This is a genomic window from Streptomyces sp. SM18 (assembly GCF_002910775.2).
GTDB classification, from domain to species: Bacteria; Actinomycetota; Actinomycetes; order Streptomycetales; family Streptomycetaceae; genus Streptomyces; species Streptomyces halstedii.
On record NZ_CP029342.1, the window covers coordinates 2353153 to 2369091 of the forward strand.

Here is a 15939-nt window from a genome sequence, read left to right on the forward strand (position 1 = left end):
GGATAAGAGCAGTAGATCCGTTCGCGCCACTGAGGGGCGTGGTCGGGACCACCCCCGCGTGCGCGGGGAGCAGATCGTCGCGCGGGCGAGCGATGTCCGCAGCCAGGGACCATCCCCGCGTGCGCGGGGAGCAGAGGACGAGGGCGGCGCCCCCGAGCAGAACCGGGGGACCATCCCCGCGTGCGCGGGGAGCAGATCCCCCTCGGGAAGAACACGACCAGCGGCCTGGGACCATCCCCGCGTGCGCGGGGAGCGGGACCCCGAACTCGTCCAGACGCTGCTTCTGCTGGGACCATCCCCGCGTGCGCGGGGAGCAGACTGCGTGACCAGCAGGTTTAGCAACGCGATCGGTCATTCTGAAGCACTTTCACCGACTCCGACATCGCACGCAAAATACCCAACCCGGCGAGCCTTCCCTACGCGGAACGGTCCACCTTCACCTCGTTGACGAAGGCAGACCAGGCCGGCACCCCGAAAACGAGCGCCGGCCCCTGCGGGCGCTTGCTGTCGCGGATCAGGAGCACACCGGAGAATCCGTCAGCAACCTCGACGCAATCGCCACCCTGTGTGTTGCTGTAGCTGGACCGGCGCCAGGCGACGGCGCCGCACCCGGGACGGGAGTCGGGAGTCACAGTACTTCTCCTCGATGACGGAGCGGATCAAGCCTGCAAACGCCTGATGCGAGCGCGCAAGGGCTTATAAGCGGTCAAGCCCCATTGCAAACTCGGCCACGGTTCCAGAATGCTCCAACTTCCTCGGTGCGAGCACGGCAACCCCCGCGTACGCGGGGAATAGTCATCGCGCTCCAGCCGGTGCCCGATCAGCCGGGGACCATCCCCACCTACGCGGGGAGCAGGGCACCCCCGTCCGGAGTGATGGGACGCAGGCGGGACCATCCCCGCGTGTGCGGGGAGCAGCACTTCGCGCAGATGACGCTGAAGACCGGCGCGGGACCATCCCCGCGTGCGCGGGGAGCAGCTGATGGTCGACCTCCCCGACGGTGTTCCCATGGGACCATCCCCGCGTGCGCGGGGAGCAGACTGCGCGACCAGCGGGTTTAGCAACGCGATCGGTCGTTCTGAAGCACTTTCACCGACTCCGGCATTGCACGCAAAACATCCAACCTGGCGAGCTCCCTTACGCGGAACGGTCCGCCTTCACCTCGTTGACGAAAGCGGACCAGGCCAGCACCCCGAACACGAGCGCCGGCCCCTGCGGGCGCTTGCTGTCGCGGACTGGGAGCACACCGGAGAATCCGTCAGCGACCTCGACGCAGTCGCCGCCCGCCTGATTGCTGCGACTGGACCTGCGCCAGGCGGCGGCGCTGAGAGCGGCTCGGGAGAGGTCGGTCACGATAGCTTTCCTTTGCTGCGGAACGGATCAGGTCGGCCGACTCCTCCGGCGGGAGCGCGAGAGCCTGCAAGTAGTCGAATGCTAAGGCGTATTCAGCCACTGTCGGAGCATGCTCAACCAGTTCACCAGAGTACGAACTCTCCAGGTAGGCGACATCCGGACGGTCGAGGAACGACAACACCGTGGCCGAGCCGTTCAGAAACGTGTGCTCGCCCTGATCAAAAGGCAGCACTTGCAGGACCACATGCTGGAACTCTCCCGTAGCACGTAGGAGCCGTTCCATCTGCTCCCGCATGGTCGCCCGACTGCCGACACGTCGTCGCAGTACGGCTTCATCCAAGATGGTCCAGAGAACGGGGGCGCCGCTCTCGCCGAGAATGCCCTGCCGAGCAAGCCTCGCCGCCAGCAACTCTTCGACTTTGCTGTCCTCCCGAGGGCGAGCCACACCCAGCAACGCCCGCCCGTAAGCCTCGGTCTGGAGTAGGCCCGGGACCGTGTGGGCCATGTACTTACGGATCTTGCTCGCCTGCGGCTCCAGATTCACGTACCGCCGGGCCCAGTCCGGGATCGGTGTGCGGACCACGTGCTGCCACAGGTCCAGCAGGTCCCCGTCCGCCTTGAGCAACCGGTCGAGTGCCTGGGCCACGTCCGGAACCGGAGTCTCGTTGCCGAGCTCGAACTGCGCGATGCGGCTGTGCGCGATCGGGATCCTGTCCCCCAACTCCCGCTGTGTCCAGCCCGCCTTCGTCCGGAACTTGCGGAGCATCGACCCGTAGAGCGCCGTGAGCGACTGCGTCGGGTCGAGCTTCTTCGGTGCGGGCACTGCCATCCCCGTTTTCACTCGGCACCTCGTAAACAACTACACCTGGTGATCGTAGCGATACGGACCGATGCTCAGGGGTGGAACAACCCATGACCGATTCATGGCCACTGAAGGCCAGTCAGGTCGACTCATCGAGGAGTACGTACGTGAGCGTGGAACAACACAGGACCGCGGCAGAGCGGATCAGTGAGGCCGAGACGGCGCGGGACGACTTGCGGCGGGCGCTCACCGCCGTGGGGGTGACGTTGCCGTCGCTGCGTCTGGACCCGGCGTCGCTCGCCGCCCAGGTGCCGGTGCCCCTGGTGGAGTTGGGGCGGTGCAATCTGGAGACCACGCGTCGGCTGACGGCCGCCCTGCACCGGCGACGGCCCGAATGAGCCGCGCCGTGGAGGCTGGACCACAGCCCGAAGAGGAAAACGGGGACGCGGACACGGACACGGCCCCGGACCCGGACACCGCCCCCGTCTCACCGGCCGCGGCCGACGAGCAGCGCCGGGCGGCGCTGCTCGCCAGGGTCCGCGAGGCCAACAAGTGGAGTGCTGACAGGCCCACCTGACCCCCGCTCCCTGCCGGTGACGTATCACCTGGCAGTGGCTCCCGGCAGGGAGCGGGCCGTACGAGAACAGGAGAGACCATGCGACGGGCCGCTGTCCAGACCCGACGTGACGCTCTCTCAGTGGTTGCGCGGGAAGCCCAGGTCCACGCCCGCCGGGGCGTCGGCCGGGTCGGGCCAGCGGGTGGTGACAACCTTGCCCCGGGTGTAGAAGTGCACGCCGTCGTTGCCGTAGATGTGGTGGTCGCCGAAGAGGGAGTCCTTCCAGCCGCCGAAGGAGTGGTAGCCCACGGGCACCGGGATCGGGACGTTGACGCCGACCATCCCGGCCTCGACCTCCAGTTGGAAGCGCCGGGCCGCGCCGCCGTCGCGGGTGAAGATGGCGGTGCCGTTGCCGAACGGGGAGGCGTTCATGAGGGCGACGCCCTCCTCGTACGTCTCGACCCGCAGCACGCACAGCACCGGGCCGAAGATCTCGTCGCGGTAGGCGTCGGAGTCCGTCGAGACGTTGTCCAGGAGGGACAGGCCGATCCAGTGGCCGTCCTCGAAGCCCTCGACGGTGAACGCCGTGCCGTCCAGCACCACGTCCGCGCCCTGGGCGGCGGCGCCCTTGACGTACGAGGCGACCTTGTCGCGGTGGGCGGCCGTGATCAGCGGGCCCATCTCGGAGGCGGGGTCCGTGCCGGGGCCGATCGTGACCTGCTGGGCGCGCTCCTTGATCCGGGCCACCAGGTCGTCCGCGACCGAACCCACCGCGACCACCGCCGAGATGGCCATGCAGCGTTCGCCGGCGGAGCCGTACGCGGCCGAGACGGCGGCGTCGGCGGCGGCGTCCAGGTCGGCGTCCGGGAGGACCAGCATGTGGTTCTTCGCGCCGCCGAGCGCCTGGACGCGCTTGCCGTTCGCGGAGGCGGTGGCGTGGATGTGGCGGGCGATCGGGGTGGAGCCCACGAAGGAGACGGCCGCGACGTCGGGGTGGGCCAGGAGCGCCTCCACGGCGACCCTGTCTCCGTGGACGACGTTCAGGACGCCGTCGGGCAGGCCCGCCTCCGCCGCCAGCTCGGCCAGCAGGCTGGCGGCCGAGGGGTCCTTCTCGCTGGGCTTCAGCACGAACGTGTTGCCGCACGCGACGGCCAGGGGGAACATCCACATCGGCACCATCGCCGGGAAGTTGAACGGGGTGATCCCCGCGACCACGCCGAGCGGCTGCCGGATCGAGGAGACGTCCACCCGGCTGGAGACCTCGGTGGACAGTTCGCCCTTGAGCTGGGTGGTGATCCCGCAGGCCAGCTCGACGATCTCCAGGCCGCGCGCGACCTCGCCGAGCGCGTCGGAGCGCACCTTGCCGTGCTCGGCGGTGATGAGTGCGGCGATCTCGTCGCGGTGGGCGTCCAGCAGCGCGCGATACCGGAAGAGGACGGCCGTGCGGGCGGAGAGCGAGGAGGTGCCCCAGGTGGCGTACGCGTCCTTCGCGGCGGCGACCGCGGTGGCCACCTCGTCCGGTGAGGCGAGGGCGACCTGGGTGGTGACGGCGCCGGTCGCGGGGTCGGTGACCGGGCCGTAGGTGCCCGACGTGCCCTCGACGGTCTTGCCACCGATCCAGTGGTTGAGGGTCTTCATGGCTGGGCTCCTTCGAAGAGGGTGGCGGGTTAGAGGGTTCGCCGGACACACGGGCGGCGGTCGGAGCGCGCCGCGTCGTTCACAGGTGGCGGCGTCGCCGTGTTTCACAGGTGGCGGCGCCGGGCCGCGATCTGCCGGTCGTACGTCTTCCTGGCCTCGGCGGCGGGCGGGCGGCTCGCGGTCTCGGCCACGGGGACATCCCACCACGCCTGGGCCGGAGGGGGTCCTGACGCGGTGTCCGCCGTCCCGGTCTCGACGTGGACGCAGATGGGACGGTCCGCGCCGCGCGCCTCGGTCAGGGCCTCGCGCAGGTCCCGTACGGTACGGGCGCGCAGCACCCGCATGCCGAGCGAGGCGGCGTTGGCGGCGAGATCGACGGGGAGCGGGAGGCCGGTGTAGGCGCCGTCCTGGTCGCGGTAGCGGTAGGCGGTGCCGAAGCGTTCGGCGCCGACCGACTCGGAGAGACCGCCGATGGAGGCGTACCCGTGGTTCTGGAGGATCACCAGCTTGACCGGCAGCGCTTCCTGTACGGCGGTGACGATCTCGGTGGGGTTCATCAGATAGGTGCCGTCACCGACCAGTGCCCAGACCGGGCGGCCGGGCGCGGCGAGCTGGACGCCCAGGGCGGCGGGGATCTCGTAACCCATGCAGGAGTAGCCGTACTCGACGTGGTACTGGCGCGGGGAGCGGGCCCGCCACAGTTGGTGCAGGTCGCCGGGGAGCGAACCGGCCGCGTTGATCAGGATGTCGTCCTCGGTGACCAGGGCGTCCAGCAGGCCGAGTACCTGGGCCTGGGTGGGGCGGGCGTCCGGGTCGGGGGCGGCGAACGCGGCGTCCACGCGCCGTTCCCAGCGGTCCTTGGCGTCGGTGTACTCGGTCTCGTAGGCGGGGTCCACGCGGTAGGCGGGCGCGTCGAGGGCGGCGCCGAGCGCTTCCAGGCAGGTGCGGGCGTCCCCGACGAGGGGGTGGGCGGCGAGCTTGTGGGCGTCGAAGCCGGTGATGTTGAGGTTGAGGAAGCGGACGGCCGGGGCGGCGAAGAGGGTGCCGGAGGCGGTGGTGAAGTCCGTGTAACGGGTTCCGACGCCGATCACCAGGTCCGCCTCACGGGCCAGGTCGTCGGCGGTGGCGGTGCCGGTGTGACCGATGCCTCCGACGTCGGCCGGGTGGTCGTGGCGCAGCGAGCCCTTGCCTGCCTGGGTGGAGGCGACGGGGATGCGGGTGGCGGCGGCGAACGCGGCGAGGGTCTCCTCGGCGGCGCTGTGGTGGACGCCGCCGCCCGCGACGATCAGGGGGCGCCGCGCGACGCGCACGGCCCGGACCGCCCGCGCCAGTTCGTCCGGGTCGGGGGCGGGCCTGCGGACGTGCCAGACGCGCTCGGTGAAGAACTCCGCCGGCCAGTCGTACGCCTCCGCCTGCACGTCCTGCGGCAGGGCGAGCGTGACCGCGCCGGTGGCCGCCGGGTCGGTGAGCGTACGCATCGCCTGGAGCGCGGCCGGGATCAGCGCCTCGGGGCGGGTGATCCGGTCGAAGTAGCGGGAGACGGGGCGCAGGCAGTCGTTCACCGAGACGTCGCCGGTGTGCTCCACTTCGAGCTGCTGGAGCACGGGGTCGGCGGGCCGGGTCGCGAAGGTGTCGCCGGGCAGCAGCAGCACCGGGAGGTGGTTGACGGTGGCGAGGGCGGCGCCGGTCACGAGGTTGGTGGCGCCGGGGCCGATGGAGGTGGTCACAGCGTGTGCGGAGAGGCGGTTGGACTGGCGGGCGTATCCGACGGCCGCGTGGACCATGGCCTGTTCGCTGCGGCCCTGGTAGTACGGCATCGCCGGTCCGGCCTCGACGAGCGCCTGGCCGACCCCGGCGACGTTGCCGTGGCCGAAGATGCCCCAGGTGGCGCCGATCAGCCGGTGGCGGCGACCGTCGCGCTCGGTGTACTGGCGGGCCAGGAAGGCGATCAGCGCCTGGGCGGTCGTCATCCGGCGGGCGGGCGCCCGCGTACGTGCGGTGGCGGTCACCGGGTGGCCTCCGGATCCTGGGGTGCGGGCGGCGGGCCGGGCGTCGGGCCGTACAGCGGGAGCCGGGGGTCCACGGGCAGGTCCGGCCAGGTGTCCCGGATCCAGCGGTGGTCCGGGTGGTCGCGGATCAGCCACTCGCGCTGCTCGCCGGGGCCCGCCATCACGTTCAGGTAATAGAGGGTGTGGCCGGGCGGGGCGATGGACGGGCCGTGCCAGCCGTCCGGGATCAGGACCGCGTCGCCGGTGGCGACTTCGGCGAGCACGTCCGTACCGTCCGCCCGGGACGGCGACACGCGGTGGTAGCCGAGGCCGCCGCCTTCGACCTCGAAGTAATAGATCTCCTCCAGCTCGGACTCGACGCCGGGGTGGTGCTCGTCGTGCTTGTGCGGGGGGTACGAGGACCAGTTGCCGCCGGGGGTCAGCACCTCGACGGCGATGAGCCGGTCGCATACGAAGGTGTCGGCCGCCGCGAAGTTGTTGACCTGCCGGGAGCAGTTCCCGGCGCCTCGCAGCTCCACCGGAACCTCCGGCGCGGGGCCGTAGCGAGCGGGGAGTCGTCGCTCGCACTTCGCTCCTGCCAGGGCGAAGCGGCCGCCTGCGCCGGAGGCGATCTGGGCGCGGGTATCACGTGGCAGATAGGCGAAATCGGTGACTGAGCCGAACACGTCGTCCCTGCCCAGCAGTTCGAAGTCCGCATCTGCCGTCTGCACCGTACAGGCACCGGACAACGGCAGGACGATCCATTCGCTGTCACCGGTGACGAGGGTGTGAACACCGCCCGGCGCCAGCTCCAGGACGCGCAGGCTCGACCGGTCCCATCCGGCGGTCTCCGGGGTGATGTCGAGAGCGTACGAGCCGCTCGCGGCCCGGCCGGCCGGCAGGTGGTGATGGCGGCGGGCGGGGCTGCGGTGAGGGTCCCGGTGCCCGCTCCGGTCCGGGGTGCGGCCGGGGCCGAGGTCCGGGCCGAGGTCCGGGCTGCGGTGCTCGTGCTGGTCGCGCGTCGTCATGGTGCCATCCCTACCCGTCTCCCCTCTCGTGTCTCCCGTTCCGCCGACTCCGTTCCCCGTCCCCCCGTCTTTCTCGCGTCTCCCGTTCTTCCGTTCTCCCGTTCCGCCGACTCCGTTCTTCCGTCTTCCGGCTCGCGGCCGTGCGCCCGGCGGTCCTGCGGTGCGTCGGCCCGGCGCGTCACAGCAGCCCGACCGCCGTGTCGACCGCGCCGGCCACGTCCCCGTCCGACGGATAGAGCAGCGAACGCCCGACGACCAGCCCGCGAACGGTCGGCAGGCGCAGGGCCGCACGCCACTTCTCGTACGCCCTGTCCAGGTCGTCCCCCACCTCGCCGCCCAGCAGGACGGCGGGCAGGGTCGAGGCCCGCATCACCCGGGCCATGTCGTCGGGGTCGTCGGTGACGGGGACCTTGAGCCAGGTGTACGCGGAGGTGCCGCCGAGGCCCGAGGCGACGGCGATCGAGGTGGTGACGGCGGCGGGTGTCAGATCGGTGCGGAGCCTGCCCTCGGTGCGGTGGCAGAGGAACGGTTCGACGAACACCGGCAGCCGGAGGGCCGCCATCTCGTCCACGGTACGGGCGGCGGTGTGCAGGGTCTCCAGGGAGCCGGGGTCGCCTCGGTCGATCCGCAGCAGGAGCTTGCCCGCGTCGAAGTGCCGGTGCGCGAGGTCGGCGGGGCGGTGGCCGGTGAAGCGGTCGTCCATCTCGAAGGCGGCCCCGGCGAGGCCGCCCCGGTTCATGGAACCGATGACGATCTTGTCTTCCAGGGCGCCGAGCAGCAGCAGGTCCTCCAGGACGTCGGCACCGGCCAGCACGCCGTCGACGCCCGGCCGGGAGAGGGCCAGCCGGAGACGGCCCAGCAGGTCGAAGCGGTCGGCCATGGCGTACGCGTCGTCACCGACCGCGAGCGCGCCGCGTGCCGGATGATCGGCGGCAATGATCATCAACCGTCCGGAGGGGCCGATCAGGGGGCGTCGGCGGCGGGCGTCGGCAGCCTCGGCGACCGCCTCGGGGCGGTGGGCGCGGAGGCGGACCAGGTCGGCGAGGGTGTCGGCGGCGGGGGCACTCACGCGACGGCCTCCGACGAACCGGAGGTGGGAGCAGCCGTCCCCGGCGAACCAGGAGCGGAAGCCGCCGTTCCGGGCGAACCGAAAGCCGGGGCCGCTGCCCGCTCCGCCGGGACGGTGCCTTCGGTGAGGGCCTGTTCGACCTCGTGGGGGAAGGGCATCGCCGACGAACAGGCGAGGCGGGAGGCGACGATGGCGCCGGCGGCGTTCGCGTAGCGCATGATCCGCGCGGTCTCCCAGCCGGCCAGCAGACCGTGGCAGAGGGCGCCGCCGAACGCGTCCCCCGCGCCCAGCCCGTTGACCACATCCACCGGCAGGGGCGGGATCTCGGCCGTGGTGCCGTCCCGGTGCACGGCGAGGACACCGGCGGGGCCCCGTTTGACCACGGCGAGTTCCACCCCGGCGGCCAGCAGGGCGCGGGCGGCTGCGTACGGTTCGCGTTCGCCGGTGGCGACCTCGCACTCGTCCACGTTGCCGACCGCGACCGTGGCGTGGGCGAGCGCCTCGCGGTAGTGGGCGGCGGCCGGGGAGGCGGTCGCCGTGGCGCCGCTCCGGCTCGCGTCGGGCCAGAACATCGGGCGCCAGTCGAGGTCGAAGACGGTGGCCCGTGGGGACGCCGCCTCCGTGGACACCGCCTCCGTGGACTCCGGGCCTGCGGACACCGGGCCCGCCGCGCTGCGGGCGCGGAGGGCGGTGAGGGTCGCGGTGCGGCTGGGTTCCGCGCACAGCCCGGTGCCGGTCATCCAGAAGACCCGGGCCGCGCCGACCGCTTCCAGGTCGAGTTCATGGCCGTGGATCTCCAGGTCGGGTGCCGTGGGCTGCCGGTAGAAGTAGAGGGGGAAGTCGTCCGGGGGGAAGATCTCGCAGAAGGTGACCGGTGTCGGGTACTCCGCGACGGGCGTCACCCAGCGGTCGTCCACCCCGAACTCCTTCAGGGCGCTGTGCAGGTAGTCGGCGAAGGGGTCGCGGCCGGTCCGGGTGATCACGGCCGCGCGGCGGCCCAGCCGCGCGGCGGCCACGGCGACGTTGGAGGGCGAACCGCCGAGGAACTTCCCGAAGGTCTCGACGCGGGCCAGCGGCACACCGATCTGCAAGGGGTAGATGTCCACCCCGATCCGGCCCATGGTGATCACGTCGTACGGCTCAGGCATATCCATCCCTTCGACCGGCCCCCAGGTCTAGCCCTACCCAGGAAGACTGTCAACACTTTGTCCGGACATTCGGAGGATCGCTTGACACGCCCTTGACACCCCCTCAAGGGGGCGGAAGGGTGGGCGATATGACCTCCTTCGCACCCTCTCCGACCGGCATCCGTATCGGCTCGGCACCCGACTCGTGGGGGGTGTGGTTCCCCGACGACCCTCGGCAGGTGCCCTGGGAACGCTTCCTGGACGAGGTCTCCGAGGCGGGTTACGCGTGGATCGAACTCGGCCCGTACGGCTATCTGCCGACCGACCCCACCCGGCTCCGGGACGAGACCGCCCGGCGTGGCCTCTCCGTCTCCGCGGGGACCGTTTTCACGGGACTGCACCACGGCCCCGCCGTCTGGGACCGGACCTGGGCGCATGTCGCCGACAACGCGGCACTCACCCAGGCCATGGGGGCCGAACACCTGGTGGTCATCCCGGCCTTCTGGCGGGACGACAAGACGGGTGAGGTGCTGGAGGACCGTACGCTCACGGCCGCCCAGTGGCACGATCTCACCACCCAGACGGAACGGCTGGCCCACGAGGTGCGGGAGCGCTACGGGCTGCGGGTCGTGGTGCACCCGCACGCCGATACGCACATCGCCGACGAGGAGGACGTCAACCGGTTCCTCGACGCCACCGACCCGGATCTGGTCTCGCTCTGCCTCGACACCGGCCACTACGCGTACTGCGGCGGGGACAGCGTGAAGCTCATCGAGACCTACGGCGAACGCATCGGCTATCTGCACCTCAAGCAGGTCGATCCCGAGATCCTGGCCGATGTCGTGGCGAACGGGGTGCCGTTCGGCCCGGCGGTGGCGCGCGGGGTGATGTGCGAGCCTCCCGGCGGAGTGCCCGCGCTGGAACCGGTCCTGGACGCCGCGCGTGCCCTGGGACGGGACCTGTTCGCCGTCGTCGAGCAGGACATGTACCCCTGTCCGCCCGACAAGCCGCTGCCCATCGCCCGACGCACCCGGGCGTTCCTCCGCTCCTGCGGCCCCGCCCGCCCCACCGCCTGATCCGGTGATCCGGCGATCACGGACCACCGGATCACCGGACCGCCGGATCACCGCATCAGCGCATCACCCGGTCCACCGGAGCCGGGGGCGGGGCCCCGGGGCCGTGCGAGCCGGTCAGCCCCCTCCGTGAGCCGGGCCCGTGGGCCCGTGGGGCCCTGGGGCCGTGCGAGCCGGTCAGTCCTCCTCCGCGAGCCGTTGTGCCGGGTCGATGACCGTGACGCCCGCGCCGGGCGCCGTGCCCATGGCCGCCAGTGCCGCCGGGGCGGCGTCGAGGGTGATGGTGGAGGTCACCAGCAGATCGGGCCGCAGGGTCCCGGCCCGGACCATGTCCATCATCGGCGGATAGTCGTGGGCGGCCATGCCGTGGCTGCCGAGGATCTCCAGCTCCAGGCCGATCACCCGGGCCATCGGCACGACCGTCTCGCCCGCCGCCGCCGGCAGCAGGCCGACCTGGACGTGGCGACCCCGGCGCCGCAAGCCGTCCACCGAGGCCGCGCAGGTCGCCGGGGAACCCAGCGCGTCGAGCGACAGATGGGCACCGCCGCCGGTCAGGTCGCGTATCGCCGTGACCGGTCCGGAGGGGTGGGCCGAGGCGTCCACGCACTCCGCGGCGCCGAACGCCTTCGCCAGCTCCAGGGCGCCCGGCGAGACGTCCACCGCCACCACCCGCGCCCCGGCGGCGGCCGCGATCATCACGGCGGAGAGCCCGACCCCTCCGCAGCCGTGCACGGCCACCCATTCACCCGGCGCGACCCTGCCCTGGCCCACCACAGCCCGGAAGGCCGTGGCGAAGCGGCAGCCGAGCCCCGCGGCGGTGGCGAACGACAGCTCCTCCGGCACAGCGACCAGGTTGACGTCGGCCTGCTCGATCGCCACGAACTCGGCGAAGGAGCCCCAGTGGGTGAAGCCGGGCTGGGTCTGCCGCTCGCACACCTGATGTGCTCCCTCGGCGCAGGCGGCGCACCGGCCGCAGGCGCAGACGAAGGGAACGGTGACCCGGTCGCCCGGCCGCCAGTTGCGGACGTCCGGGCCGACCGCCTCGACCACGCCGGCCAGTTCATGGCCGGGCACGTGCGGGAGGACGATGTCCGGGTCGTGCCCCTTCCAGCCGTGCCAGTCGCTCCGGCACAGCCCGGTCGCCCCGACCCGGATCACCGCTCCCGCCGTGGACGGGGTGGGGTCCGGAACCTCCCGGACGCGGGCCTCCCGGCCGAACTCCTCGAACACCACGGCCCGCATCGACTCCGCCTCCCCTGGATCGGCTCTCGGATCCGGTGAATCTACGCGCCCGCCGCGATCTTGTCCCGGCCGTGGCCGCCGCCCTCCTCCGGTATCTCCTCGGACGCGCCGCCGGGTACGTCTCCGGGTGCACCGCCGGACATGTCTCCGGGTGCGCCGCCGGGTATCTCCTCGGCGGGCCGGGACTGCGGGGAGACGGCCGGTGCCGGCTCCCCCTCGCTCAGTCCGAACCGCCGGTGGAACGCGCGCAGGGGTGCGGGCGCCCACCAGGTGGCCCGGCCCATCACCTTCATCACCGCGGGAACCAGCAGGCTCCGCACCACCATGGCGTCCATCAGGACGGCCAGGGCGATGCCGAGTCCCAGCATCTTCGTGTTAGTCACCCGCGAGGTGCCGATGGCGACCATCACCACGGCGAGGATCACGGCGGCCGCGGTGATCAGTCCGCCGGTGTGCCGCAGTCCGAAGGTCACCGCGTGTTCGTGCTCGCCGGTGCGGTCGTACTCCTCCTTGATACGGGAGAGCAGGAACACCCCGTAGTCCATGGAGAGCCCGAACGCCACGCAGAACATCAGCACGGGCAGGGTGGTCTCTATGTCGCCGGTGCTGGTGAACGCGAGCAGGCCGGAGAGGTGGCCGTCCTGGAACACCCAGACCACCGCGCCGAACATCGCGGTCAGGCTGAGGGCGTTGAGCACGACCGCCTGGAGGGGGATCAGCACACTGCCGGTCAGCAGGAAGACCAGCAGCAGCGTCACGACGGCGATGATGCCCACCGCCCAGGGGAGCCGGTCCGCGATGGCGTCCTGGGAGTCGACCAGCGCGGCGGCGGTGCCGGTCACCGAGGTGTCGAAGGGGGCGGGAACGGCCCGCAGGTCCCTCACCAGGTGCTGGGCGTCCTGTCCGACGGACTCCCCGTCGGGCAGCACCTCGAAGTAGGCGGTGTTCTCCGCGGTGAGCGGGCCGTCGACCCGTCGCACCCCGTCGAGGTCGGCCACCCGGGTGCGGAAGTCCTCGTACTGCGCGGGGGTCGCCGGCCCTTCGGCGAGCACTTCGAGGCCACCGCCCGGGTTTCCGGGGAATCCGTGCTGGATGTGCTCCTGGACGACACGGGATTCCGCCGTCGCGGGCAGTTGGCGATGGTCCGCCGTGCCGAACTTCACCCCGAGGAAGGGCAGCCCCAGCAGCACGAGCCCCACCGTGGTGAGCACGGCGAAGACCGGCGCCCTGCGCATCACGAGTTCCGCGAAACGGCCCCACCGCGCGCCCGGCCCGGTGTCCCTGCCCGGAGCGGTGTCTTTGCCCGAGGCGGTGCCCGGCCCGGTGTCCTCGCCCGAGGCGGTACCCGGAGCAGTGGACGCGTCCACCGCCGCCGTGGCCCGCCTCCGCCGGCGCAGCAGACGGCGCAGGTCCAGGGAGTTGACGCGCGGGCCGAGCAGCATCAGGGCTGCCGGGAGCAGGATGAGGGCCGCGGCGGCGGCCAGGAGCACCACGGCGATCCCGGCGTAGGCGAAGGAGCGCAGGAAGTACTGCGGGAAGACCAGCATCGCCGCCAGCGACACCGCCACCGTGAGCGCGGAGAAGAGCACCGTGCGCCCCGCTGTGCGCAGCGTGGTGCCGATCGCCGCCCGGGTGTCCGCCCCCGCGTTCAGCTCCTCACGGAACCGGCGCACGATGAACAGGGCGTAGTCGATGGCCAGTCCGAGGCCCAGTGCCGTGGTGAGGTTCTGGGCGAAGACGGAGACGTCGGTGAACTCGGTGATACCCCGCAGCACCGCGTTGGTCCCGAGGATCGCGACGATCCCGACGCCGAGCGGGAGGAGTGCCGCGACGGCGCTGCCGAAGACCATGACCAGCAGCACCAGCGTCACGGGCAGGGCGATGAGCTCCGCGCGGAACAGGTCCTCCTCGATGATGGTCTGCATGTCGTGCTGTACCGCGACGGGCCCGCCGACCGAGACCACCACCGGACCGTGCTCGCCGCGGTAGGCGGGGGCTATCCGGTCGAGGATCTCGCCCGCGGCCTTCTCCTCGCCCTCGATCCGGGCGGCGACGAGCGCTTCGTGTCCGTCCTCGGAGCGGAGGGCGGGGGACTTGCCCTGCCAGTAGGAACCGACGCCCGTGACCCCCTCTTCGGCGGCCAGGCGCTCGGTGAGCCGGGCGGCTTCGGCGGCCACCGCGGGGTCGTCGACGGAGGCGCCGCCGCTGTGGACGAGGAGCAGGAGGTTGGGCTGCGAGGCGGGGAACTCACGCTCCAGCGCCTTGGTCGCGTAGGTCGACTCGGCGTCGGGGGCCGTCCAGCCCCCGCTGCCCATCCGGTCGGCCACGCCGCTTCCCGCGAACACGGCGAGCGCCGTGATGACCAGGGCGGCCAGCAGTGCGAGCCGTGGTCGCGCGGTGACGAAGCGGGTCCAGCCCCCGACGCGCTCGCCGCTGTTGACTTCGGACATGGTGCGGTGTCCCCTTCACCCCAGACCCGGGCAGCGCAGGGCAGCATGGGTCGGTCATTGCCAATTAGACTGGCAAACACGAGTCGGCGCTCGCGTTTCTCAAGAATGCGAGCGGCTACTCGCGTTTGTCAACCGCGTCCTGAAAGCTGGGGATTGACCGTGTCGGAGGCCAGGGCCAACAAAGCCGCCGAGCCCGCACAGCACACCGAGGCCGAAACCGGAACCACACCGGAAGCCGAAGCCAGGAGCGGAACCGGGCCCGGGCCCGGAACCACGCCAGAGGCAGAAGCCGGAACCGGGCCGGGAAGAGCCACACAAGGACCCGGAACCCGACCCGGCCCCGAAACCGGAACGAGACCGGACGCCGCAACCGATCCGGAAGCCGTAACCGATCCGGAGGCCGCCCCCGCCCGCCCCCGCCGCCGGCAGGCGCGCGGCGAGGCCCGTATCGCCCAGCTGCTGGAGGCCGCCGCCACGGTCTTCACCACCAGCGGTTACAACGGGGCCAGCACCAACGCCATCGCCCGCGAGGCGGGCGTGTCCCCCGGCACCCTCTACCAGTTCTTCCCGAACAAGGAGGCCATCGCGGTCGAGCTCGGCAATCGGCTCACGCACCGCTGGCGGGAGACGTACGGCGCCGCGTTCGTCCACAGCCACCTGGAGCTGCCGCTCGACCGGATGCTGGACGCGATCCTCGACCCGCTGATCGCCTTCAACTGCGAGAACCCGGCCTTCGCCGTCCTGACCCACGGCTCGGAGATCCCGGGCGTGATCAGCCAGGAGCACGACGCCCTCCACGAGACGATGCTCACCCGCACCGAGGAGCTGATCAGCGGGTACCTCCCCGATCTCCCCGCCGACCGGGTGACCCGCATCGCGGACACCGCCTTCGTCGTCTTCAAGTCGGGCCTCGACCTGGTCATGGCCCACGACGGGCCCGAACGGCAGGCGTACATCGCCGAGTTGAAGGCGGTGATGTACGGCTATCTGCACCCCCTGGCCCGCACCCGGCCGGCCGGGGCCACGGCACACGACACTGATACCCCCTAGGGGTATAGTATCGAAGAAGTGGGGCGCACCGGCCTTCCCGGTGCCCCTCGCTCCATGCCCCCATGTGCCCGTGAAGAGGAGAACGTCATGACCACCGAGACCGAGACCCCCCGGACCACCGGCTCCTGCTGCTCGTCCACCGGTTCCTGCCAGGACGGGGCGGCGGACGCCCAGGCGGGCGGCGTCACCACCGTCTACACGGTGACGGGCATGACCTGCGGCCACTGCGAAGGCGCCGTCTCCGAGGAGATCTCCGGGCTGGAGGGCGTCACCTCCGTCCAGGCCGAGGCGTCGAGCGGCCGGGTGACCGTCATCTCCGCGGGCCCGCTGTCCGAGGACGCCGTACGCGCGGCCGTCGACGAGGCGGGTTACGAGCTCGTGGGTCAGGCCTGAGAGCCGGACACCCGCCCGACGCCGGGTGGTGCGGGTCCGTGACACCGGACCCGCACCCCGCCCGGCCCCCGGTGGCGCGTCCCGTGACCCGGGATCCGCGCCCCACCCCTTCCCCGTCGGGACGGCCGTCATCAGGAGGTCCGCGCGAGCGGACACCGGTGAGGGAACGG

The 15939-nt window shown here is 71.9% G+C and carries 15 protein-coding genes and 1 CRISPR repeat array; of the genes, 5 read left to right on the forward strand and 10 right to left on the reverse strand.

The window, feature by feature from the left end:
- Nucleotides 1-44: 44 nt before the first annotated feature.
- Nucleotides 45-318: a CRISPR direct-repeat array (repeat unit 30 nt; unit sequence GGGACCATCCCCGCGTGCGCGGGGAGCAGA).
- A gap of 98 nt (nucleotides 319-416) precedes the next feature.
- The 3 genes from B9S64_RS10425 to B9S64_RS10445 all read right to left on the reverse strand — a co-directional run bounded on the left by B9S64_RS10425 (nucleotide 417) and on the right by B9S64_RS10445 (nucleotide 2182).
- Nucleotides 417-632: a DUF397 domain-containing protein gene (locus tag B9S64_RS10425; RefSeq protein WP_103491615.1), complete on the reverse strand. Its 216-nt coding sequence runs from the start codon at nucleotides 630-632 to the stop codon at nucleotides 417-419.
- A gap of 505 nt (nucleotides 633-1137) precedes the next feature.
- Nucleotides 1138-1353 (reverse strand): DUF397 domain-containing protein, encoded by a 216-nt coding sequence (locus B9S64_RS10440; protein WP_103491613.1) that lies wholly within the window; start codon nucleotides 1351-1353, stop codon nucleotides 1138-1140.
- On the reverse strand, nucleotides 1259-2182 hold the full coding sequence (locus B9S64_RS10445; RefSeq protein WP_181012313.1) for a helix-turn-helix transcriptional regulator: 924 nt from the start codon (nucleotides 2180-2182) through the stop codon (nucleotides 1259-1261). Before B9S64_RS10445 ends, B9S64_RS10440 begins: the two co-directional genes overlap by 95 nt.
- A 140-nt stretch (nucleotides 2183-2322) precedes the next feature.
- Between B9S64_RS10445 and B9S64_RS10450 the strand changes: the two genes are divergently transcribed.
- Nucleotides 2323-2553, forward strand: a complete 231-nt coding sequence (locus B9S64_RS10450) for a hypothetical protein (protein WP_176712132.1) — start codon at nucleotides 2323-2325, stop codon at nucleotides 2551-2553.
- A gap of 8 nt (nucleotides 2554-2561) precedes the next feature.
- Nucleotides 2562-2732 (forward strand): hypothetical protein, encoded by a 171-nt coding sequence (locus tag B9S64_RS10455; RefSeq protein ID WP_258037886.1) that lies wholly within the window; start codon nucleotides 2562-2564, stop codon nucleotides 2730-2732.
- A 117-nt stretch (nucleotides 2733-2849) separates the two neighbouring features.
- Here B9S64_RS10455 and B9S64_RS10460 read toward each other — a convergent pair whose 3' ends face one another.
- The 5 genes from B9S64_RS10460 to iolC form a co-directional block, all read right to left on the reverse strand.
- Complete coding sequence (locus B9S64_RS10460; RefSeq protein ID WP_103491610.1) at nucleotides 2850-4349, reverse strand: CoA-acylating methylmalonate-semialdehyde dehydrogenase; 1500 nt, start codon at nucleotides 4347-4349, stop codon at nucleotides 2850-2852.
- 104 nt (nucleotides 4350-4453) lie between these two features.
- Nucleotides 4454-6319: a 3D-(3,5/4)-trihydroxycyclohexane-1,2-dione acylhydrolase (decyclizing) gene (gene iolD / locus B9S64_RS10465; protein ID WP_181012316.1), complete on the reverse strand. Its 1866-nt coding sequence runs from the start codon at nucleotides 6317-6319 to the stop codon at nucleotides 4454-4456.
- Nucleotides 6320-6354: 35 nt separating this feature from the next.
- On the reverse strand, nucleotides 6355-7365 hold the full coding sequence (iolB, locus tag B9S64_RS10470) for a 5-deoxy-glucuronate isomerase (RefSeq protein ID WP_103491608.1): 1011 nt from the start codon (nucleotides 7363-7365) through the stop codon (nucleotides 6355-6357).
- A gap of 178 nt (nucleotides 7366-7543) precedes the next feature.
- Nucleotides 7544-8434 carry a deoxyribose-phosphate aldolase gene (locus B9S64_RS10475; protein WP_103491607.1) on the reverse strand — a complete coding sequence of 297 codons (891 nt, stop codon included), beginning with the start codon at nucleotides 8432-8434 and terminating at the stop codon, nucleotides 7544-7546.
- Entirely contained in the window at nucleotides 8431-9582 is a 1152-nt protein-coding gene (iolC, locus tag B9S64_RS10480; protein WP_103491606.1) for a 5-dehydro-2-deoxygluconokinase, read from the reverse strand. The genes B9S64_RS10475 and iolC overlap by 4 nt, the downstream gene beginning before the upstream one ends.
- A 128-nt stretch (nucleotides 9583-9710) precedes the next feature.
- Between iolC and B9S64_RS10485 the strand changes: the two genes are divergently transcribed.
- Nucleotides 9711-10637, forward strand: a complete 927-nt coding sequence (locus tag B9S64_RS10485; RefSeq protein ID WP_103491605.1) for a sugar phosphate isomerase/epimerase — start codon at nucleotides 9711-9713, stop codon at nucleotides 10635-10637.
- A 174-nt stretch (nucleotides 10638-10811) separates the two neighbouring features.
- Here the strand turns inward: B9S64_RS10485 and B9S64_RS10490 are convergent, their stop codons facing one another.
- Together B9S64_RS10490 and B9S64_RS10495 are read right to left on the reverse strand one after the other, a co-directional pair.
- Entirely contained in the window at nucleotides 10812-11876 is a 1065-nt protein-coding gene (locus tag B9S64_RS10490) for a zinc-dependent alcohol dehydrogenase family protein (RefSeq protein ID WP_103491604.1), read from the reverse strand.
- A gap of 41 nt (nucleotides 11877-11917) precedes the next feature.
- Nucleotides 11918-14326, reverse strand: a complete 2409-nt coding sequence (locus tag B9S64_RS10495; protein ID WP_103491603.1) for an MMPL family transporter — start codon at nucleotides 14324-14326, stop codon at nucleotides 11918-11920.
- 159 nt (nucleotides 14327-14485) lie between these two features.
- Here B9S64_RS10495 and B9S64_RS10500 point away from each other — a divergent pair, with 159 nt between their 5' ends.
- Together B9S64_RS10500 and B9S64_RS10505 are read left to right on the forward strand one after the other, a co-directional pair.
- The gene (locus B9S64_RS10500) at nucleotides 14486-15376 is read left to right on the forward strand and encodes a TetR/AcrR family transcriptional regulator (protein WP_258037885.1); all 891 of its coding nucleotides are present in this window, start codon (nucleotides 14486-14488) and stop codon (nucleotides 15374-15376) included.
- An 87-nt stretch (nucleotides 15377-15463) separates the two neighbouring features.
- A complete protein-coding gene (locus tag B9S64_RS10505; protein WP_103491602.1) occupies nucleotides 15464-15769 on the forward strand; it encodes a heavy-metal-associated domain-containing protein in 306 nt (101 codons plus the stop codon).
- Nucleotides 15770-15939: the final 170 nt, after the last annotated feature.